At 62.7% G+C, this 18652-nt stretch carries 18 protein-coding genes; 4 read left to right on the top strand and 14 right to left on the bottom strand.

The genetic code is table 11. The features are described 5' to 3' along the window. Positions 1-28: 28 nt before the first annotated feature. Together argF and ACFSOZ_RS38320 are read right to left on the bottom strand one after the other, a co-directional pair. Positions 29-940: an ornithine carbamoyltransferase gene (argF, locus tag ACFSOZ_RS38325; RefSeq protein WP_379107053.1), complete on the bottom strand. Its 912-nt coding sequence runs from the start codon at positions 938-940 to the stop codon at positions 29-31. Between the two features lie 17 nt (positions 941-957). Then, entirely contained in the window at positions 958-2157 is a 1200-nt protein-coding gene (locus ACFSOZ_RS38320) for an aspartate aminotransferase family protein (RefSeq protein WP_379107051.1), read from the bottom strand. A 356-nt stretch (positions 2158-2513) separates the two neighbouring features. On the opposite strand from ACFSOZ_RS38320, the gene ACFSOZ_RS38315 reads away from it, so the two are divergent. Further along, positions 2514-3035, top strand: coding sequence for a GcrA family cell cycle regulator (locus ACFSOZ_RS38315; RefSeq protein WP_379107049.1), 522 nt, complete (start codon positions 2514-2516; stop codon positions 3033-3035). Between the two features lie 154 nt (positions 3036-3189). On the opposite strand, the gene ACFSOZ_RS38310 is transcribed toward ACFSOZ_RS38315, so the two are convergent. The 3 genes from ACFSOZ_RS38310 to ACFSOZ_RS38300 all read right to left on the bottom strand — a co-directional run bounded on the left by ACFSOZ_RS38310 (position 3190) and on the right by ACFSOZ_RS38300 (position 6397). After that, a complete protein-coding gene (locus ACFSOZ_RS38310) occupies positions 3190-4200 on the bottom strand; it encodes a magnesium and cobalt transport protein CorA (RefSeq protein ID WP_379107047.1) in 1011 nt (336 codons plus the stop codon). Positions 4201-4295: 95 nt separating this feature from the next. After that, positions 4296-5018 carry a phosphate signaling complex protein PhoU gene (gene phoU, locus ACFSOZ_RS38305; RefSeq protein WP_379107045.1) on the bottom strand — a complete coding sequence of 241 codons (723 nt, stop codon included), beginning with the start codon at positions 5016-5018 and terminating at the stop codon, positions 4296-4298. 113 nt (positions 5019-5131) lie between these two features. Further along, on the bottom strand, positions 5132-6397 hold the full coding sequence (locus ACFSOZ_RS38300) for a sensor histidine kinase (RefSeq protein WP_379107043.1): 1266 nt from the start codon (positions 6395-6397) through the stop codon (positions 5132-5134). A 121-nt stretch (positions 6398-6518) separates the two neighbouring features. Between ACFSOZ_RS38300 and ppk2 the strand changes: the two genes are divergently transcribed. Then, positions 6519-7421, top strand: a complete 903-nt coding sequence (gene ppk2 / locus ACFSOZ_RS38295) for a polyphosphate kinase 2 (RefSeq protein WP_379107041.1) — start codon at positions 6519-6521, stop codon at positions 7419-7421. A gap of 78 nt (positions 7422-7499) precedes the next feature. On the opposite strand, the gene ACFSOZ_RS38290 is transcribed toward ppk2, so the two are convergent. From ACFSOZ_RS38290 to ACFSOZ_RS38280, 3 genes are all read right to left on the bottom strand, one after another. Continuing rightward, positions 7500-8267, bottom strand: coding sequence for an enoyl-CoA hydratase-related protein (locus tag ACFSOZ_RS38290; protein WP_379107039.1), 768 nt, complete (start codon positions 8265-8267; stop codon positions 7500-7502). Continuing rightward, on the bottom strand, positions 8264-8902 hold the full coding sequence (locus ACFSOZ_RS38285; protein WP_379107036.1) for an acyl-homoserine-lactone synthase: 639 nt from the start codon (positions 8900-8902) through the stop codon (positions 8264-8266). Before ACFSOZ_RS38285 ends, ACFSOZ_RS38290 begins: the two co-directional genes overlap by 4 nt. Positions 8903-8999: 97 nt before the next feature. Further along, entirely contained in the window at positions 9000-9731 is a 732-nt protein-coding gene (locus ACFSOZ_RS38280) for a helix-turn-helix transcriptional regulator (protein ID WP_379107034.1), read from the bottom strand. Positions 9732-10025: 294 nt separating this feature from the next. On the opposite strand from ACFSOZ_RS38280, the gene ACFSOZ_RS38275 reads away from it, so the two are divergent. Next, complete coding sequence (locus ACFSOZ_RS38275) at positions 10026-10841, top strand: transporter substrate-binding domain-containing protein (RefSeq protein ID WP_379107185.1); 816 nt, start codon at positions 10026-10028, stop codon at positions 10839-10841. A 16-nt stretch (positions 10842-10857) separates the two neighbouring features. On the opposite strand, the gene ACFSOZ_RS38270 is transcribed toward ACFSOZ_RS38275, so the two are convergent. Continuing rightward, positions 10858-11271 carry a tellurite resistance TerB family protein gene (locus ACFSOZ_RS38270; RefSeq protein WP_379107032.1) on the bottom strand — a complete coding sequence of 138 codons (414 nt, stop codon included), beginning with the start codon at positions 11269-11271 and terminating at the stop codon, positions 10858-10860. Positions 11272-11444: 173 nt separating this feature from the next. On the opposite strand from ACFSOZ_RS38270, the gene ACFSOZ_RS38265 reads away from it, so the two are divergent. Further along, a complete protein-coding gene (locus tag ACFSOZ_RS38265) occupies positions 11445-13091 on the top strand; it encodes a lysine--tRNA ligase (protein WP_379107030.1) in 1647 nt (548 codons plus the stop codon). Here ACFSOZ_RS38265 and ACFSOZ_RS38260 read toward each other — a convergent pair. The 5 genes from ACFSOZ_RS38260 to ACFSOZ_RS38240 form a co-directional block, all read right to left on the bottom strand. Then, a complete protein-coding gene (locus ACFSOZ_RS38260) occupies positions 13057-13908 on the bottom strand; it encodes a thermonuclease family protein (protein WP_379107028.1) in 852 nt (283 codons plus the stop codon). The genes ACFSOZ_RS38265 and ACFSOZ_RS38260 overlap by 35 nt on opposite strands. 9 nt (positions 13909-13917) lie before the next feature. Beyond that, the gene (locus ACFSOZ_RS38255; protein WP_379107026.1) at positions 13918-14568 is read right to left on the bottom strand and encodes a S24 family peptidase; all 651 of its coding nucleotides are present in this window, start codon (positions 14566-14568) and stop codon (positions 13918-13920) included. 195 nt (positions 14569-14763) lie between these two features. After that, positions 14764-16983, bottom strand: a complete 2220-nt coding sequence (locus ACFSOZ_RS38250) for a 3-hydroxyacyl-CoA dehydrogenase NAD-binding domain-containing protein (RefSeq protein WP_379107024.1) — start codon at positions 16981-16983, stop codon at positions 14764-14766. A 14-nt stretch (positions 16984-16997) separates the two neighbouring features. Beyond that, the gene (locus ACFSOZ_RS38245; RefSeq protein WP_379107021.1) at positions 16998-18206 is read right to left on the bottom strand and encodes an acetyl-CoA C-acetyltransferase; all 1209 of its coding nucleotides are present in this window, start codon (positions 18204-18206) and stop codon (positions 16998-17000) included. A gap of 39 nt (positions 18207-18245) precedes the next feature. Next, the gene (locus ACFSOZ_RS38240; protein WP_379107019.1) at positions 18246-18647 is read right to left on the bottom strand and encodes a DUF4259 domain-containing protein; all 402 of its coding nucleotides are present in this window, start codon (positions 18645-18647) and stop codon (positions 18246-18248) included. Between the last annotated feature and the right edge of the window lie 5 nt (positions 18648-18652).

Raw genomic sequence — 18652 nt, 5'->3', positions numbered from 1 at the left:
AAGTCGGCCCGGATCAAGTCGGCCCGGATCAAGCGCCGAGGCACCACGCCAGAACCGCCTTCTGCGCATGGAGTCGGTTCTCGGCCTCGTCGAAGACCACCGAATGCGGCCCGTCAATGACCTCGTCGGTCACTTCCTCGCCGCGATGCGCCGGCAGACAGTGCATGAACAATGCGTCCGGCTTGGCCTTGGCCATCAGCTTGGCATTGACCTGGTAGGGCGAGAACACGTTGTGGCCGCGGGCGCGATGTTCCTGGCCCATCGACACCCAGCAATCGGTGACGATGCAGTCGACCTGATCGACGGCTTCCTCGGGCGAGCGGGTGAAGTGTAGTTTGCCGCCATGCGCTTGCGACCAGTCGATATGCTTCTGCGCCGGCTCGCTGCCTTCGGGCACGGCGACGTTGAGGTTGAAGCGGAACCGCGCCGAGGCCTCGAGCAGCGAATGCAGCACATTGTTGCCGTCGCCGGTCCAGGCGATGGTCTTGCCGGCGACCGGACCGCGATGCTCCTCGAAGGTCATGATATCGGCCATCAGCTGGCAGGGATGGGTGTCGTCGGTCAGGCCGTTGATGACCGGAACGGTGGCGTTCTCGGTCAGTTCCAGCAGCCGCTCATGCGAGGTGGTGCGGATCATGATCGCGTCGACATAGCGCGACAGCACCTTGGCGGTGTCGGCAATGGTCTCGGAACGGCCGAGCTGCATCTCGGTGCCGGTCAGCATGATGGTCTCGCCACCAAGCTGGCGCATGCCGACGTCGAAGGACACGCGCGTGCGCGTCGACGGCTTGTCGAAGATCATCGCCAGCACCTTGCCTTCGAGCGGCCTGGTGCGCTCGCCGGCCTTGAGGCGAGCCTTTCGCACCACCGCATCGTCAAGCATGAAGCGCAGATCGCCTTCGGAAACGGCGGAAAGATCGGTGAAGTGGCGGACTGACATCAGCAATGGTTCCGGGATTACTTCGCGGCGGCGGAGGCGATCGCCTCCGCCAGGCCCTTGGCGCCGGCGCGGATGCGGTTGAGCGCGTCGTGGATCTCGGCATCGGTGACGGTGAGCGGCGGCAACAGACGAATGACGTTGTCGCCGGCCGGAACGGCCAGCAGGTGCTGGTCGCGCAGTGCCATGTTCACCTTGGTGTTGGGCATCGCGCATTTGAGGCCGAGCATCAGCCCGGTGCCCCTGATGTCCTCGATGACCTCGGGAAACTCGTCGGCGACCGCCGCCAGCCCCTGCTTGATCAGCAGCGCCTTGCGCTGGACATCCTCGAGGAAGCCGTCTTCCAGCACCACGTCGAGCACGGCGTTGCCAACCGCCATGGCCAGCGGGTTGCCGCCGAAAGTGGTGCCATGCACGCCGGATGTCATGCCAATGGCCGCCTCATCCGTGGCAAGGCAGGCGCCCATCGGGAAGCCGCCGCCAATGCCCTTGGCGATCGCCATGATGTCGGGCGTGACACCGGACCATTCATGCGCGAACAGCTTGCCGGTGCGGCCGATGCCGCACTGGACCTCGTCGTAGATCAAGAGCAGGCCGTGCTGTTCGCACAGCTGCCTGAGCCGCTTCAGAGATTGCGTCGGCACCGGGCGAATACCGCCCTCGCCCTGTACCGGTTCGATCAGGATCGCGGCGGTCTCCGGCGTGATCGCCTTTTCGGCCGCATCGATGTCGTCGAAGCCTACCTGGTCGAAACCCTCGACCTTGGGTCCAAACCCTTCAAGGTACTTGTACTGGCCGCCGGCAGCGATGGTCGCCAGCGTGCGGCCATGGAAAGCGCCTTCGAATGTGATGACGCGGAAGCGTTCGGGATGTCCCTTGACGAAATGGTAGCGCCGCGCCGTCTTGATCGCGCATTCCAGCGCCTCGGCGCCGGAATTGGTAAAGAACACCTTGTCGGCGAAGGTGGCATCCACCAGCCGCTCGCCGAGCCGGCTCTGCCCCGGAATCTCGTAGAGATTGGAGACATGCCACAGTTTGGCGGCCTGGTCGGTGAGTGCTGCGACCAGATGCGGATGACTGTGGCCCAGCGAATTGACGGCGATGCCGCCGGCGAAATCGAGATATCGCTCGCCCTTGTCGGTAATCAGCCAAGTGCCTTCCCCGTGGTCGAAGGCCAGGGGGGCGCGAGCAAAGGTCTCGTAAAGCGCCGAACCGCTCATTATATGCGTCTCCGGTACCGGAAAATCAAAAAAGCCGCCAAAGCGGCGGCCTGTGCGGCTTATCGTGTTTTTCGGCCATGAAGTCAACGAAAACGTCGCGTAGTGGCGCGCAACAAGCCCTCCAACGCAGCGCCGGCTCACGAGCGACCGGGCAAGTTGGGGAAAACCGAAAAAACCGATTCGTGTTGCACTTCGGACTCTTGTCACCGAGTCAGCGCATAGAGTAGTTGTAGTCGAGAAATAACTAGATTTCGTGCGGCGGACCTAATCACCAGATATATGTGGTGTCTGCCCCGGCAAATGTTGCCGGGTCGGGAGTGGATTCCGATTGCGCACGCTTAGAGGAGCGCGGTCTCATGAACTGGACTGACGAGCGGGTAGAACTTCTCAGAAAACTGTGGTCGGAGGGTCTGAGCGCAAGCCAGATTGCTGCGCAGCTCGGAGGGGTCAGCCGCAATGCGGTCATCGGCAAGGTGCACCGGCTGAAACTGTCGGGCCGCGGACGTTCGACCGCCACGCCGGCACGCCAGAAGAAGGCGGCGCAAGGATCGACTGTTCAGAAATCGGTGTCGCGCGCCGCAAGCGCGGTCCGTCATGTCACGTCATCGATCGGCTCCACGGCCTTGCAGACGCAGTTCGACGCCGAACCGGTGGCGCGCCACCACTACATCCGCCCGGTCGAGAATGTCGTAGTGCCGATCTCACGGCACCTGCAGCTCGTCGAGCTGACCGAGCGGACCTGCAAATGGCCGAACGGCGATCCGCTTTCGGAGGACTTCCATTTCTGCGGCAACGATGCCGCCGAAACCGGACCCTACTGCAAGTACCACGCCCGCGTGGCGTTCCAGCCGGCATCGGAGCGGCGGCGGAGTCGCTGAGCGGATAGCGAATAGCGAATAGCGAATAGCGAATAGCGAATAGCGAATAGCGAATAGCGAATAGCGAATAGCGAATAGCGAATAGAAACTGATTGAGCCCCCGCGAAGAGGCAATCCTGTTTTCCTCTATTCGCTACTCGCTATTCGCTCTCTTTCACAGCCAGCCATTCTTGCGAAAGCGCCAGTAGAGAAACGCGCAGATCAGCGCGATCGCGGTCAGCACCACCGGATAGCCGTATTCCATCTTCAGTTCCGGCATGTCGTCGAAATTCATCCCGTAGATGCCGGCGAGGGCTGTCGGCACCGCCAGGATGGCGGCCCAAGAGGCGAGCTTCTTGGTGTTCGCCGTTTCCTGACTCTGGCCGACCAGAAGGCTGGCCTCGAAAGCAAACGCCAGCACCTCGCGCAGGCTGTCGATCTTTTCCTGCACGGTGCGGATATGGTCGGTCACGTCACGAAACAGCGGATGCATGGCCGAGTGGATCTGCGGCAGCTCGGAACTGGTCAGCCGGCGGCAAACCTCAACCAGCGGCAGCGCCGCATTGCGCAGGCGCAAAAGATCACGGCGCAGCATATAGAGCCGCTCGATATCGGGGCCGGTCATCGGCTTCAGCAGAATCTTGTCCTCGATCGCCTCGACCTCGTCCTCGATCTGCTCGAGCACCGGCATGTAATTGTCGACGATGAAATCGAGAATGGCATAGAGGACGAAATCCTCGCCCTTGGCCAGCGAATGCGGGCAGCTTTCCCAATGCTGACGAACGGCGGCATAGGAGGTGGACGGGCCGTGCCTGACGCTGACGATGTAGCCGCTGCCGACGAACAGATGGGTCTCGCCGAAGGTGACCCGGCCGTCGATCAGCTGCGCGGTGCGGGCGACGATGAACAAGGCGTCGCCATATTGCTCGATCTTCGGCCGCTGGTGTGGGTGCTCGGCATCCTCGATCGCCAGCTCATGCAGGTGAAACTGCGCCTGGACCCGAAGCAGCAGGTTGCGGTCGGGCTCGAGCAGGCCAATCCAGACGACGTGACCGGATTTTTTTGCCCATTCGCCGGCTTCCTCGATGGGAATGTCGGCAATACGGCGCCCGGCCGTGTAGACGCCGCAAGCGATAATGCCGGATGTCGGCGCAGGCGCCGGGGTCAGGTTCCGAACATTTTCCATCACGACCTCCCGAAACAAATCCACGGACGAGGATACAGGAAAGCCCGGAAAGCTTAGCGCAATTCGGCCGACGCTTCGAGAGCACGACCGTTTAATTAACCGGGCGGTGTCGAGGACATGCCGATCTTGTCGGTCATGTCGCCCTTCGGCCGCTCGGCCGGCATCTGCTCCCCGGTGACGATATAGTAGATGGTCTCGGCGATGTTGGTGGCGTGATCGCCGATCCGCTCGATGTTCTTGGCGCAAAACAGCAGATGCGTGCACGGCGTGATGTTGCGCGGATCTTCCATCATGTAGGTCAGCAATTCGCGAAACAGCGATGTGTACATGGCGTCGATCTGGTCATCGCGGTCGCGCACGAAGCCGATCTTGTCGACCGAGCGCGATGCGTAGACGTCGAGCACTTCCTTGAGCTGGGTCAGCGCCAGGTTGGCCAGGGCCTCGAGGCCGCGGAACAAGCTGGTCGGCTGGCGGCCGTCGATGACGGCGACGACCCGCTTGGCAACGTTCTTGCCGAGGTCGCCGACCCGTTCGAGATCGGCCGAGATGCGGATGGCGCCGACGATCTCGCGCAGGTCCGTCGCCATCGGCTGACGCTTGGCGATGATGATGATCGCCTTGTCGTCGATTTCGCGTTGCCCTTCATCCAGCACGGCATCGTCGCGGATGACCTTCTGGGCAAGGCCGGGGTCGGCATTGACGAGGGCGGCAATCGCCTGTTCGACCATACGCTCGGCATGGCCGCCCATCGCCGCGATGCGCTTCGACAGATATTTCAACTCCTCGTCATAGGCGCTGACAGTATGCACGGACTGCATGGACGAATGCCTTCCACGGGCTGTTTTGACTTGCGTCGTTTCCTCGAATCCCCGCTGATACGCTAGCCGGATGACAGAAAAAAGAAACCGTCCCGTGGAAAACTAGGGCGGTATCAGTGCGTCGGCAAATGAACCGAGAAGGCAGCGCCCTTGCCGACTTCGGACTTGATCGAAAGCCGGGCGTTGTGGCGTGTCAGGATATGCTTGACGATCGACAGACCAAGGCCTGTGCCCTTCTGGGTGCGGCTGGTCTCGACATCGACGCGATAGAAGCGCTCGGTGATGCGCGGAATGTGCTCCTCGGGAATGCCGGTGCCAAAGTCCCTGATGGTCACGTCGATACCCGGCTCCGGGCCGGCATCGCTGTGCGTGATCGACACCACGACGCGCCCGCCCGACTGCCCGTATTTGCAGGCGTTCTCCAGGAGGTTCTCGAAAACCTGGAAAAGCTCGTCGCGATCCCCCGGTACATCAAGCGGCCCGTCGGCGTAATCCCGCTCGATGGCAACGCTGTTTTCCCTGGCCAGCGGTCCGAGCGAATCGATGACGCTGTCGACTGTCTCGCGCAGGTCGACCTCGGTTCCCTGGATCAGATAGGGCTTCATCTCGAGCCGCGACAGCGACAACAAATCGTCGATCAGACGCGCCATGCGACCGGTCTGGCTCTGCATGATCTGCAGGAACTGGTCGCGCGCCGCCGGGTCGTTGCGGGCCGGACCGCGCAGCGTTTCGATGAAGCCGGCGATCGAGGCGAGCGGCGTGCGCAGTTCGTGGCTGGCATTGGCGATGAAATCGGCGCGCATGCGGTCGATCCTGCGCGCTTCGCTCTGGTCCTTGAACACCAGCACATAGAGATCTGTGCCGTGGCCGACCGAGGACGCGCTCACCCGGTAAACCCGTTCGACCGGCAGCTTCTCCGTATAGTCGACGACGTCGGAGGCGACATCGCCCGACAACACGCCGTCCAGTAGAGCCTGCATTTCCGGCGCCCGGAATTTTAGCGACAGCGACAGGCCAGGTGCGATCCCGCCGAAGGCGGCAAAAGCGGCGGCATTGGCGTGGACGATGGTGGCGGTCCGGTCGAAGATGATCAGCGGGTCGGCGACGGCGGCGGCAAGATATTCGCCGGAGAGCCGTTGCAGACCGATTGCCTCGATCGCTGAGCCACTCTCGGCGGATTGGCGCGTACCGGTGGCCGGCAGCATTGCCGCTGCAAGCAGCAGCGCCAGCGCCGCAAGGACGACATAGGCAGATATCGCAGCCAAAGCATAAACAGCGAGAACCGCGACGACACCGGCGGTCAGTAGCCAGCGGCTGTTCCACAGCCGGACGGCCAGGGTTTGCCCCATGCCTTTCTGCTCTGCGTCCAGCTCAGCCATTCGCTCGCGCGCCCGCACCCGACGTCTTCACACCGGTCGCACGGCTGACGGAAACTTCCGCTGGACCGCTCCGGAGGCTCCCAATAGCATGAGTCCGGAAGCAGGAAAGGGGTTCGTCTCGATGAAAAAAACCAAGGAAACTCCCGCCGCGCCGTCTTCGGGTCCGTTGAAGATCAGGATCGACGGCAAGGAGCGGGAGTTCGATATCGAAAATCCCGTGCTTCCCGCCTGGGTCGAGGACAACAAGCTGACCGCCGGCGACTATCCCTACGACAAGAAGATGAAGAGCGACGAGTATGACGAGACGCTCGAGAAATTGCAGATCGAACTGGTCAAGGCGCAGGCGTGGCTGCAGTCGACCGGCAAACGGGTGATGGCGCTGTTCGAGGGCCGCGACGCCGCCGGCAAGGGCGGCACCATCTTTGTGGTGCGCCAATATCTGAACCCGCGTACCGCGCGCAACGTGGCGCTGACCAAGCCGACCCCGACCGAGCAGGGGCAGTGGTACTTCCAGCGCTATGTCGACCATTTCCCGACATCGGGCGAATTCGTCACATTCGACCGCTCCTGGTACAACCGTGCCGGCGTCGAGCCGGTGATGGGTTTCTGCACGCCGCAGCAGCACGAACAGTTTCTCGACGAGACGCCGCATTTCGAACGGATGATCTCCAACGAGGGCATCCACTTCTTCAAGTTCTGGCTGAACATCGGCCGGGAAACGCAGCTCGAGCGCTTCCACGATCGCCGCTACAGCCCGCTGAAGAGCTGGAAGTTTTCGCCGATCGACATTGCCGGCATCACCAAATGGGACGACTACACCAAGGTCCGCGACACCATGTTCGAGCGCACCCACAAGGAGTTCGCGCCGTGGATCGTTATACGGGCCAACGACAAGCGCCGCGCGCGGCTGGCGGTGATGCGGCGCATCCTGTTGTCGCTGCCCTACGACGGCCGCGATCTCGAAATCATCGGCAAGGAAGACAAGAAGATCATCGGCGAAGGGCCGTCGTTTTTGAAAGAATAGGATGGCCTGGGAAACAGGACTGACGCTTTTGCGCCGCGCAGCCAGAGGCCGCGCGGCGATGCTTTTTGCCCGCGGCTCCTAAGCTACCAGCCGGGCAATGCGCTGCAGGCGACGCAGCGTGGTGTCGTCCTGCAGTGCCTGCTGGAAGAGCGAAATCTCCTGGTCGATGCGGTCGCACAGCGCGCCGGTGTTGCCCTTGAGTAGGCCGCGTGTCTGCAGCAAGGCGGCGACCGGTTTCTTGACAAGCTGTCTCGCCCGGCCGAGGGCCGCTTCCTCGACGCTGCCACCCGGCACGATCTCGGCGACGAGGCCGAGCGCCCTTGCGTCCTCTGCGCGGAGCGTGTCGCCGAGGCAGAAGAAGCGGAAAGCACCGGCATAGCCGAGCTTCTGCGGCGCCAGAATGCTGGTCGCCGCATCCGGCACCAGGCCGAAATCGACGAACGGGACCCGGAACGTACTTTGATCGGACGCAATCACCATGTCGCAATGGAACAGGATGGTGCAACCGACGCCGACGGCATCGCCATCGACGCAGGCAAGGATGGGCTTTGGAAACGTCGCCAGCGTGCGGAACAGATCGGTGACGGCAGCGATCAGTTTCTGGTGCTTGGTGGCGTCGAGGAATTCGGAGAAATCGCCGCCGAGACAGAAGCAGCCTGCCAGGCCGCGCAGCACGACGACGCGGACCTCCTCATCGTCGGCGGCTTCGTGGAAGGTCTTCGCCAGGCTTTCGTAGGCTCTTCTGTCCAACACCGGCCGGCCGTCATTTGAGGACACGGTGACGATCAGCGTGTGGTTGCGGAGTTCTGGTTGCGGGTGTGCGCCCATGACTGCCTCCGATCTCATGACGCGCGCCTTTGCCCGAGCATGTCGGGATATCCCCTGGCAAGCACGGGGGCAAAATGATTGCGGCGCGAACGCACCACATCGAGCGTGTGCTCGTTGAAGGTAAGCAGGGTGGCGACGACCTGCTGGTTGCCATAGGTGCGCTGATAGCCCAGCGGGGTCGCCAGGAAGTGCAGCTGCAATGCACGCAGCACCCACATAGGCTCGAACTCGATGATCATCTGGTTGACGTTGCGCTTCAGCCCCCACTCGACGAAGCCGGCAATCAGCTCGGTGCCGACAGTCGACACACCGCGGCGGCCATCGCGGTAACCGGGAGCGACCGCATAACGGGTCAACTCGTAGATGCTCGGTCCGGAGGGTGGCGTTCCCTCAAAGAGATCGGTCAGCACCTCGGTCAGAAGATGCCCGCGTGTCGTCGGCAAGAGCCTCTGGTAGCCTGCGACTTCACTGCCCCTGATGACGATCTGATGGACGGCTTCGTCATGATCGAACTGATCGCATTCGAGCCCGTCGGGGCGCCTGAGATCATCCCATCCCATCTCCTCGACGAATATCTTGTAGCGCAGGCGATGGACGGCCTCCCAAAGGTCTGGACGTTCCATCAATTCTTGGGTTGAGAGAGAAAAAAGCATACCGTCATCTCCTGGTTCCAGAGGAAGATACGGCCGTGCTTCGATGAGAAAATTGCGTGATCGCGTAGGCTAGAATTGCTAGGCCGGCACGGCCGACCTAACTAATGTAGCCGCGCCTTATCGCTTCCGCGACGGCCTGCACCCGGTTGACGGCACCAAGTTTGCTTTTGGCGTTAAGAAGATGTTTCTCCGAGGTGTGTTCGGAGATGCCGAGGATTTGCGAAATCTCCCATTCGGACTTGCCGACGGCGGCCCATTGCAGGCATTCGCGTTCGCGCGGCGTCAATACGATATGATCGATGGTCTTGTCCGCCATCGTATGGAGCTGCATGGCGCGGCCGACCGCATAGGTCGACACCAGCGACACCAGGCCGAACTCGGCCGCCGACAATTCGACTGCCTCGCCGCCCAGCGACACCATGACGATCTGGCCATCGAGCGTGATCAGTGGGAAGGCCAGTCCGTCGCGCAACTTGAACACGCCGGCATCGCCCATCACTTCGCCGCTGCCCTTGTCGATGCGGGCGCCCTGCGAGGCTTCGCGCCACTGGAACGGCGCCTGCAGCTGCTTCATGTGGCTGACGACCGGGTCGTGATCGACATAGTTGCGCGCGACATAGCGCTCCAGCCATTCAACAGGCCAGTCACAGAGAAGCACATGCTGCTTTTGCTGGCCGGCCGGCGTGCCAGGCTGCGGCACGGTTCCCGCCATCAGTGCGGTGAGTCCGAAATCCGACGTTATGCCCAGCAGCTTTTCACAGACTGCCGCCGCCGTTCCGGCGTGCTGTAGCTGATCTATGTATTCCAGCGTGCGATCGAACTGACCCATCGCAACATCAACCCCATGTTGCCTCATGCATTGAGACCGATGGTCCATGCCTGCTTTGCATTTCGCCACGGTCCACGGATTGCAAAGCGCTCGTTTCCGGTTGTGGTTCTCAACCCTGGTCCCCCACCAAGGCAGCCACTGCTATTTGCAATCCCCCTAAAGCATACCCTGAAATTGACGCTTTGAAATCAAAAAGCATTGTACCTGTGTCATTTTCGTACCAAAACCCTGCCAACGCGACTGCGGCGGAGTATTATTGTGGCGTTCCAGTGGAGGTTCTTGGCTCTTGCGTCGATGCTGGTCGGAGCGCTGTCGGTCGCCGGTGCCGCGCGCCCCGCCCAGCCGCAGGTTCCGGTGCTGTGGGATGCCAAGGAGCGGTTGCCGAAGCCGGACCTTTCGGCGCTGCCCCGTTTGCGATTCCTGACGACCACGGATTTCCCGCCCTTCAATTTCCTCGATGGTGCAGGAAAGCTGTCCGGTTTTCACATCGATCTGGCGCGCGCCATCTGCGCCGAACTTGGCATTGTCGACAAATGCCAGATCCAGGCCTTGCCCTGGGCCGAGCTGGAGACAGCGCTGCAGAAAGGCGAAGGCGAGGCGATCATCGCCGGCATCGCCGCAACACCGGAATCGCGTTCGACATACGCCTTCTCACGCTCCTACCTGCAGTTCCCGGCACGCTTCGTCGTGCCGAAGAACAAGGCGCTGGTCGAACCGGTCTTCGACAAGCTGCGCGGCAAGCGTGTCGGCGTGGTCGCCGGCTCGGCGCATGAGCGCATGCTGCGCGACTATTTCAACACCGTTCAGATCGTCCCCTTCGACAGGCCGGAAGATCTCTATGCCGATCTCAAGGCGGGCAAACTCGACGCCGCCTTCGGCGACGGCATGCGCCTGGCCTTCTGGCTTGGGGGCTCGGACGCAGCGGGCTGCTGCCGCTTTGCCGGCGGCCCTTATCTGGCGCCCGAATATCTGGGGTCGGGCATGGCCATCGCCACCAGGGCGGACGACCCGGCGCTGGCCGCAGCACTCGACTACGCGCTGCAGGAGATTTCGATGAAAGGCACGTTCGCCGAGTTCTACCTGCGCTATTTTCCGGTCAGTTTTTTCTAGGCGAACACAGAGCCGACTAGGTTAAGGTGCGCAGCCGGGCCTTGGCGCCGCGGCCGATGGCGGCGACCGTCAGCGTGTCGAGATCGAGCTGACGCCGGATCAGCTGCAGCACCCGCACTTCTTCCATGCGCATTTCGAGATCGACGGCGGCCACTTCGAAGGCGGCGGCATAGGCAGTGTCGCGCAAGCGCTCGGGCAGAACCTCGGCAACCCGCGCAAGAACGCCTTCCAGCCCGTCCTTTTCAAGCAGCATCTGCTGGCAAGCCTGGGCGACGCCGACCAGCCGGTCGTGGTTGAAATCCTCGAACACCGGCCATGAGCGGACGACCTCGCCGATCCGTGCCAGTTCGACATCGGTCATGTCGCGATCGGAGGCCGAGGTGATGACCATCAGGTAGATCAGCGCTTCATGCGGCGTCGGCAACGGCATTCTTTTCTCCTTGAATGGGTTCCGAAAGTAGGAACGCGGTATCTGCACCGCAAGGAAAAAGCGTTGCACGCGTTGACGCTCCGGCGATGCACGCCTAGAGACCGGTTGAAAACCCCTGCTCCGGCCCCGTCTTCGAATGATCTAGGCCGGCGAATAATTTGGAAAACAGTGACATGGCGGGATCAAACATCATCGATCTCAATCCCGAGCTGCTGGCGGCTGCGACCGAGAGCAAGGCATGGCCTTTCGAGGAAGCCAAGAAGATCATCGAGCGCTACAAAGGCTCCGACTTTCCCCAAACGATCCTGTTCGAGACCGGCTACGGACCGTCCGGCCTGCCGCATATCGGCACCTTCGGCGAGGTGGCGCGCACGTCGATGGTGCGGCATGCCTTCCGCGTCCTGACGCAGGACAAGGTTGCGACCAAGCTGCTGTGCTTTTCCGACGACATGGACGGCATGCGCAAGATACCCGACAGCGTGCCGGATCGCACAGCGCTGGAGCCGCACCTGCACAAGCCGCTGTCGTCGGTCCCCAACCCTTTCGGCGGCGACTACGCGAGCTTTGCCGATCACAACAACGCGATGCTTTGCCGCTTCCTGGATACGTTCGGCTTCGACTACGAGTTCGCCAGCGCGACGCAATATTACAAGTCGGGCCGCTTCGACGCGATGCTGCTGCGCGCCGCCGAACGCTATGACCAGATCATGGCGGTGATGCTGCCGACGCTCGGCCCCGAGCGGCAGGCGACCTACAGCCCGTTCCTGCCGATTTCGCCGAAGAGCGGCCGCGTGCTGTACGTGCCGATGAAGCATGTCGACGCCAAGGCCGGCACCGTCACCTTCGACGACGAGGGCACCGAGACCACGCTTTCGATCACCGGCGGCAGGGTGAAGCTGCAGTGGAAGCCGGATTTTGGCATGCGCTGGGCAGCGCTTGGCGTCGATTTCGAGATGTTCGGCAAGGACCACCAGACCAATGCGGTGGTCTATGACCGCATCTGCAACATTCTGGGCGGGCGCGCGCCGGAGCATTTCGTCTACGAGCTGTTCCTGGACGAGAACGGCCAGAAGATCTCGAAGTCGAAGGGCAACGGGTTGACTATCGACGAATGGCTGACCTATGCGCCGACCGAAAGCCTCGGGCTCTATATGTACCAGCGGCCGCGGCAGGCCAAGAAGCTGTATTTCGACGTCATCCCGAGGGCGGTGGACGAGTATTACACTTTCCTTGCCGCCTATCCCCGGCAGGACTGGAAGGAGCGGCTGGGCAACCCGGTCTGGCATATGCATGACGGCAACCCGCCTGCCATCGACATGCCGGTGCCGTTCTCGCTGCTGCTCAATCTGGTCAGCGCTTCCAACGCGCAGAACAAGGATGTGCTGTGGGGGTTCATTTCGCGCCATACCCAAGGCGTGACGCCAAAGACGCATCCCGAGCTCGACCAGCTGGTCGGCCACGCGATCCGCTATTTCGACGATTTCGTGAAGCCGACGAAAACTTTCCGCCCGGCCGACGAGGTCGAGCGCGAAGCGCTGGCAGCCCTCGACACGGCGCTTGGCGCGCTGCCGGCGGACGCCAACGGCGAAGCGATCCAGAACGCTTCGCTCAACGTCGCGCGCAGGATCGAACGCTATCAGGATCATTCCAAACAGAGCCCGGAAGGCGGCCCCGGCGTATCGGGCGCCTTCTTCCAGATGATCTACCAGGTGCTGATCGGCCAGGAGCGCGGCCCGCGCTTCGGCTCTTTCGCCGCGCTCTATGGCATTGCCGAGACGCGGGCGCTCATTGAGCGGGCGCTGGCTGGTCAGCTGGCTTGAGCACGCCGTCGACCTCTTCCAGGATCGAGCTCGGCGCCTGGGGCGCCGGGCTCGGTGCGGCCGGCATCGCCGGCATGCCGGACAGGTTCGGCGCCGATCCAAAAATGCCTTTCTTCGCCGTGCGGGCCTTGTCGCCGGCCTCGACATAGGGCCCACCCTTGGCGGCCCGCGCCCAGCCGTTCTCGACCAGCCATTGGCCGACATCCTGCTTGCCGATCCGGCATTCGGCGGCGATCAGGTCGCGACCGCCCTCAGGTGGCACGGTACAGACCACCGCGCGGCCGCGCAGGAAGGCGCGGAACGCAGTCCGCGCCCGGACGCCGCACGGCCAGGATTTGCCGTCATCGCTACAGGTCTCGTCCTGCCTGACGACGTCGACGCCGGAAACCGCGACCGAATAGCCCTTCGCCTGGATCAGGCCGGCGGCCGGCGCAACCGGCTGGAACAGCTTTGTCCCGTTCCAGTCGTCGGGCATTTTCGGCTTGGGCGGCACGGCCAGCGCCAGCTTGCTCAACGGCGCGCGCGGCTCGACACGCTCAAGTCCCTCGGCGGGCAGTTCAGGTGGCGCGATAGTTTCGGGATCGATCGCCCGCGAATGTGGCGCCGGCTTTGGCGGCTGTGGGGCTGATATGGCTGAAGTGACCGGCTCTTCGGGCACCGTCCCGGCGCCCTCCTGCGGGAGCGTATCGGCGCTTGGATCAACCTGATCCACAGTGACCACGCTTTCACTTCTCTTCAGCGTGCGACCGCCAGCGACGACGATCGCCGCCATCACCGGGACCATCAGAACCGCCAGGGCAAGATGAGGGAGCCGCACCGGCCGGACCTACTGGCTTGCCCAGACGATCCGCGCCACCCATTCGACATCGCGCATGGGAATGTCGCGGTCCGGATGATCGGGATTGAGCGAGACCAGCGCAATCGACTTGACGGTCTGGCGCTCCAGCACCTTGGCCATCACCTCGCCGGCGGTGGTCTTGACGACGACGCGATCGCCCTTGCGGGTGACGGCGCCCGGCTCGACGATGAGAACGTCGCCATTGCGGTAGAGCGGCAGCATGGAATCACCTTGCACCTGCAGCGCATAGGAGCTCTCGGTCGATTGCGCCGGCACCTCAACCAGGTCCCAGCCCTGCCCGGCCGGAAAGCCGGCATCGTCGAAGAAGCCGCCTGCGCCGGCCTGGGCAAAGCCGAGCAACGGCACCGAGCGTCTGCTGGCGACCGATGCGGCCTGGACGGATCCGGCCCGGCCTTCGATCAGACCGGTGAATTCATCGAGCGAAGCGCCCGTCGCCTCGATGATCTTGGCCAGCGATTCGGTCGAAGGCCAACGCGGGCGGCCGTCCGACGACAGACGTTTCGACTTGTTGAAGGCGGTCGAATCGAGCCCCGCGCGCCGGGCCAGGCCCGAAGCCGACAGCGAATAGCGCTCGGCGAGAGCATCGATGGCAGCCCAGACACGGTCATGCGAGAGCAATCTCGCTCTCCCTCGAAACAGGAAAAAATGCCTCTTCCTGTCTAACGCGCAACCGCCGCGATGTCCACCGGGCGCGGCCGGCGGATCGCCAACAAAACTGTGGGCCACCATAACAGCGTAACGCGCCTTGGCGCCCTTTGCGCGTCCGAAGGACGCGCGGCGCTGTAGTCACGCCCAGACATGCATCGACTGGCGTCAGGCTGCCTGCTTCACGGCACCCTTGGCGTAGGGATCGAAGCGCTGGTAGAAGGTTTCGCCCTTCTCGGCCATGTCGAGCAGCAGCCTGGGCGCCTTGAATTCGGCGCCGTATTTCTTCTGCAGGCTCTTGGCGATCTTGACGAATGCCTTGGCGCCGATGCCGTCGATATAGGACAGCGCGCCGCCGGTGTAGGGCGCGAAGCCGAAGGCCAGGATCGAGCCGACATCGGCCTCGCGCGGATCGGTGACGATGCACTCCTCCATCACCCGCGCTGCTTCCAGTGCAATGGTGACCAAGAGCCGCTGCTGCAGCTCCTCATAATCGACCGTCTCCGGTGCCAGCTGCGGATAGAGGTCCTTGAGTCCCGGCCACAGCTTTTTCTTGGCCGGCTTGGCGGGATAGTCGTAAAAACCCTTGCCGTTCTTGCGGCCAAAGCGGCCATGGGTGTCGACCAGCGTGTTGATCAGCGCCATCTGCTTCTGGTCGACGGCCTTGTCGCCGAGATCGCGCATGGTCTGCTTCATGATTTTCTGCGCGAGGTCGATGGCCGTTTCGTCGGTGAGCGCCAGCGGGCCAACCGGCATGCCGGCGGCCTTTGCCGCGTTCTCGATCATTGGTGCCGGCACGCCTTCGATCAGCATCTTGTAGGCTTCCGACATGTAGCGCAGCACGCAACGGTTGACGTAGAAGCCGCGCGTGTCGTTGACGACGATCGGCGTCTTCTTGATGGCACGGACGAAGTCGATCGCGGTGGCCAGCGCCTTGTCGCCGGTCTTCTTGCCCAGAATGATCTCGACCAGCATCATCTTGTCGACCGGCGAAAAGAAGTGGATGCCGATGAAGTTTTTCGGCCGCGCCGAATTCTTGGCCAGCGACGAGATCGGGATGGTCGAGGTGTTGGAGGCAAAGATCGACGACGGCTTCAGCACGGCTTCAGCCTGTTCGGTGGCGCTCTTCTTGACGGCGGAATCCTCGAACACCGCTTCAACCACCAGGTCGCAGCCGGCAAGGTCGGCATAGTCGGCCGTCGGCGTGATCAACGACAGCAGTTTGTCCTTCTCCTCGGGCTTGGCGCGGCCCTTCTTCACCTGATCCGAGGCCAGGCTGTCGGAATGCGCCTTGCCCTTGGCGGCCGACTCCATGTCGCGGTCGAGCAGCACCACCGGAATGCCAGCCTTGGCGGTGACATAAGCAATGCCGGCGCCCATGAAGCCGGCGCCGAGAATGCCGATCTTCTTGAACCTGGTTTCCGGCACTGCGGCCGGACGACGCGCGCCCTTGTTCAGCTCCTGCAGCGAGACGAACAGCGAGCGGATCATCGCCGCCGCTTCTTTGGTCTGCATGATCTCGGTGAAATAGCGCTGCTCGATGCGCAGGCCGGTGTCGAACGGCACCAGCAGGCCTTCATAGACACATTTCAGGATCGCGGCAGCGGCGGGATAGTTGCCATAGGTCTCGCGACGCAGGATGGCGATGGCCGGCGGCCAGAGATTGGCGCCCGCCACTGAATAGATCGGACCGCCGGGCAGTTTGAAGCCCTTCTCGTCCCAAGGCGCCACTGGCTTCAACCCGTTCCTGATCATCGCCTTGGCGGTGTCGACCAGCCTGGCCGGCTCGGCGATCTCGTGGATCAGGCCCATCGACTTGGCCTTCTGCGCCGACAGCGTCTGGCCGGAGGTCAGCATCTGCAGGGCCTGCTGCTGATCGGTCAGCCGCGGCACGCGCTGGGTGCCGCCGGCCCCCGGGAAGATGCCGATCTTCACCTCTGGAAGCGCCATCTTGACCTTGTCGCTATCGGCCGCGACACGGCCGTGGCAAGCGAGCGACAATTCGAAGGCGCCGCCCATGCAGGTGCCGTTTATCGCCGACACCCAGGGCTTGCCCGACGTCTCCAGCTTGCGGAACAGGCCGGTCATATAGCCGGCATTGTCAAACAGCGCCTTGGTCGCCTTTTCCGCGTCCTTGCCCTTGTCAGTGGCGAAGGTGGCCAGCATCTTCTGCAGCATGGTGATGTCGGCGCCGCCGGAGAAGGTATCCTTGCCGGAGGTGATCACCGCGCCTTTGATGGCGGCATCGCCGGCCACTTTGTCGACGATGGCGTTCAGTTCCAGCATCGCCTCTTCGGTGAAGACATTCATCGACCTGCCCGGCATGTCCCAGGTGACCAGCGCAATGCCGTCGGTATCGATGTCGAGGGTGAAATTGGTGTAGCTCATGATTTCTCTCCCCGTCAGACGCGTTCGATGATGGTTGCGGTGCCCATGCCGGCGCCGATGCAGAGCGTCACCAAAGCGGTGTTCAGATCGCGGCGCTCGAGTTCGTCCAGCACCGTGCCGAAGATCATCGCGCCGGTGGCGCCGAGCGGATGACCCATGGCGATGGCGCCGCCATTGACGTTGATCTTGTCGTGCCCGATATCGAAAGCCTGCATATAGCGCAGCACGACAGAAGCGAAGGCCTCGTTGAGCTCGAACAGATCGATGTCGGACAGCTTCATCTTGGCGCGCTTCAACAGCTTCTCGGTGACGTCGACCGGACCGGTCAGCATCAGCACCGGTTCGGAGCCGATGTTGGCGAAGGTGCGGATGCGGGCGCGCGGCTTCAGCCCCATCGCCTTGCCGGCCTTCTTCGAGCCGAGCAGCACGGCGGCGGCGCCGTCGACGATGCCGGACGAATTGCCGGCATGGTGGACGTGGTTGACCTCTTCCACCTCGGGGTGCTTCTGCACGGCAACGGCATCGAAGCCGCCCATTTCGCCAGGCATGACGAAGGACGGGTTGAGCGAGGCCAGCGACTGCATGTCGGTTGACGGGCGCATATGCTCGTCATGGTCGAGGATGGTCAGGCCGTTCTGGTCCTTGATCGGAATGACGGAATTCTTGAAACGGCCATCGGCCCAGGATCTTGCCGCGCGCTTCTGGCTCTCGACCGCATAGGCGTCGACGTCGTCGCGCGAGAAGCCGTATTTGGTGGCGATCAGGTCGGCCGAGATGCCTTGCGGCACGAACCAGCCGGGCAGGCCGACGGATGGATCCATGAACCAGGCGCCGCCGGAGGCGCCCATGCCGACGCGCGACATCGATTCGACGCCGCCGGCGATGACGATCTCATCGGCGCCCTGCGCGATCTTGGCAGCCCCGAAATTGATGGCATCGAGGCCGGACGCACAGAAACGCGAGATCTGCATGCCGGGCGCCTTGGTGTCATAGCCGGCCTCGAAGGCGGCGGCGCGCGGAATGACCGAACCCGCCTCGCCGACCGGATCGACGCAGCCGAAGATGATGTCATCGACAGTGCCGGTGTCGAGCCCATTGCGGTCGCGCAACGCTTCGAGTGTCTTGGCGGCAAGCCGCACCGCCGGCACCTCGTGCAGCGATCCGTCCTTCTTGCCCTTGCCGCGCGGCGTGCGCACGGCATCATAGACATAAGCTTCGGCCATTTTTCGGTTCCTTCCTTGTGGTGCCGTCTAAGGCTTGCTTTAACGCAAAGCCGCACGCAGGCGATTCAGTTCGTTCTTGAAGTTGGCTGCATCAGCAGGAGCGGCTTCAGCCCAGAGTTCCATGAGTTCAGAGTTAGGGCTGCTCACGCATTCGACTGCCTGGATTGCCTTGCCCTTCAATCCACTCAAAGCTTGCCAGTTCGAGACATTTCGCAATGCTGTTTCTGCGGGTTCCGACAAGAACTCGGACTTCCCGCTAGTTGCGGCGACAATTGCAGCGGCGGCCAGTGCAACCGAGCCATCCGGAGCCTCGATGTAGTCCAGATTGTTGCAAGCCACATCGAGCGCGCCTGCAACAGCGACGGCGCCACTGTTCTCAAATTCGGCGACGAAATCCGCAGCGTCATCGTTTTCGAAAATCTTGAAACCCCATGCGCCCATAATTG

Origin of the sequence: Mesorhizobium newzealandense (assembly GCF_042682145.1) — a bacterium.
In the GTDB taxonomy this organism is placed as follows: Bacteria; Pseudomonadota; Alphaproteobacteria; order Rhizobiales; family Rhizobiaceae; genus Mesorhizobium; species Mesorhizobium newzealandense.
This window is presented reverse-complemented; position numbering and strand designations above follow the sequence as displayed.

Bases quoted from the DNA above. Each gene is read 5' to 3' on its own strand.
- ACFSOZ_RS38265 (WP_379107030.1), top strand. From the start codon at position 11,445: ATGGCGGGATCAAACATCATCGATCTCAATCCCGAGCTGCTGGCGGCT.
- ACFSOZ_RS38320 (WP_379107051.1), bottom strand. From the start codon at position 2,157: ATGAGCGGTTCGGCGCTTTACGAGACCTTTGCTCGCGCCCCCCTGGCC.
- ACFSOZ_RS38310 (WP_379107047.1), bottom strand. From the start codon at position 4,200: ATGGAAAATGTTCGGAACCTGACCCCGGCGCCTGCGCCGACATCCGGC.
- argF (WP_379107053.1), bottom strand. From the start codon at position 940: ATGTCAGTCCGCCACTTCACCGATCTTTCCGCCGTTTCCGAAGGCGAT.
- ACFSOZ_RS38300 (WP_379107043.1), bottom strand. From the start codon at position 6,397: ATGGCTGAGCTGGACGCAGAGCAGAAAGGCATGGGGCAAACCCTGGCC.
- ACFSOZ_RS38240 (WP_379107019.1), bottom strand. From the start codon at position 18,647: ATGGGCGCATGGGGTTTCAAGATTTTCGAAAACGATGACGCTGCGGAT.
- ACFSOZ_RS38280 (WP_379107034.1), bottom strand. From the start codon at position 9,731: ATGGGTCAGTTCGATCGCACGCTGGAATACATAGATCAGCTACAGCAC.
- phoU (WP_379107045.1), bottom strand. From the start codon at position 5,018: ATGCAGTCCGTGCATACTGTCAGCGCCTATGACGAGGAGTTGAAATAT.
- ACFSOZ_RS38290 (WP_379107039.1), bottom strand. From the start codon at position 8,267: ATGAGATCGGAGGCAGTCATGGGCGCACACCCGCAACCAGAACTCCGC.
- ACFSOZ_RS38285 (WP_379107036.1), bottom strand. From the start codon at position 8,902: ATGCTTTTTTCTCTCTCAACCCAAGAATTGATGGAACGTCCAGACCTT.
- ACFSOZ_RS38315 (WP_379107049.1), top strand. From the start codon at position 2,514: ATGAACTGGACTGACGAGCGGGTAGAACTTCTCAGAAAACTGTGGTCG.
- ACFSOZ_RS38250 (WP_379107024.1), bottom strand. From the start codon at position 16,983: ATGAGCTACACCAATTTCACCCTCGACATCGATACCGACGGCATTGCG.
- ACFSOZ_RS38275 (WP_379107185.1), top strand. From the start codon at position 10,026: ATGCTGGTCGGAGCGCTGTCGGTCGCCGGTGCCGCGCGCCCCGCCCAG.
- ACFSOZ_RS38270 (WP_379107032.1), bottom strand. From the start codon at position 11,271: ATGCCGTTGCCGACGCCGCATGAAGCGCTGATCTACCTGATGGTCATC.
- ppk2 (WP_379107041.1), top strand. From the start codon at position 6,519: ATGAAAAAAACCAAGGAAACTCCCGCCGCGCCGTCTTCGGGTCCGTTG.
- ACFSOZ_RS38245 (WP_379107021.1), bottom strand. From the start codon at position 18,206: ATGGCCGAAGCTTATGTCTATGATGCCGTGCGCACGCCGCGCGGCAAG.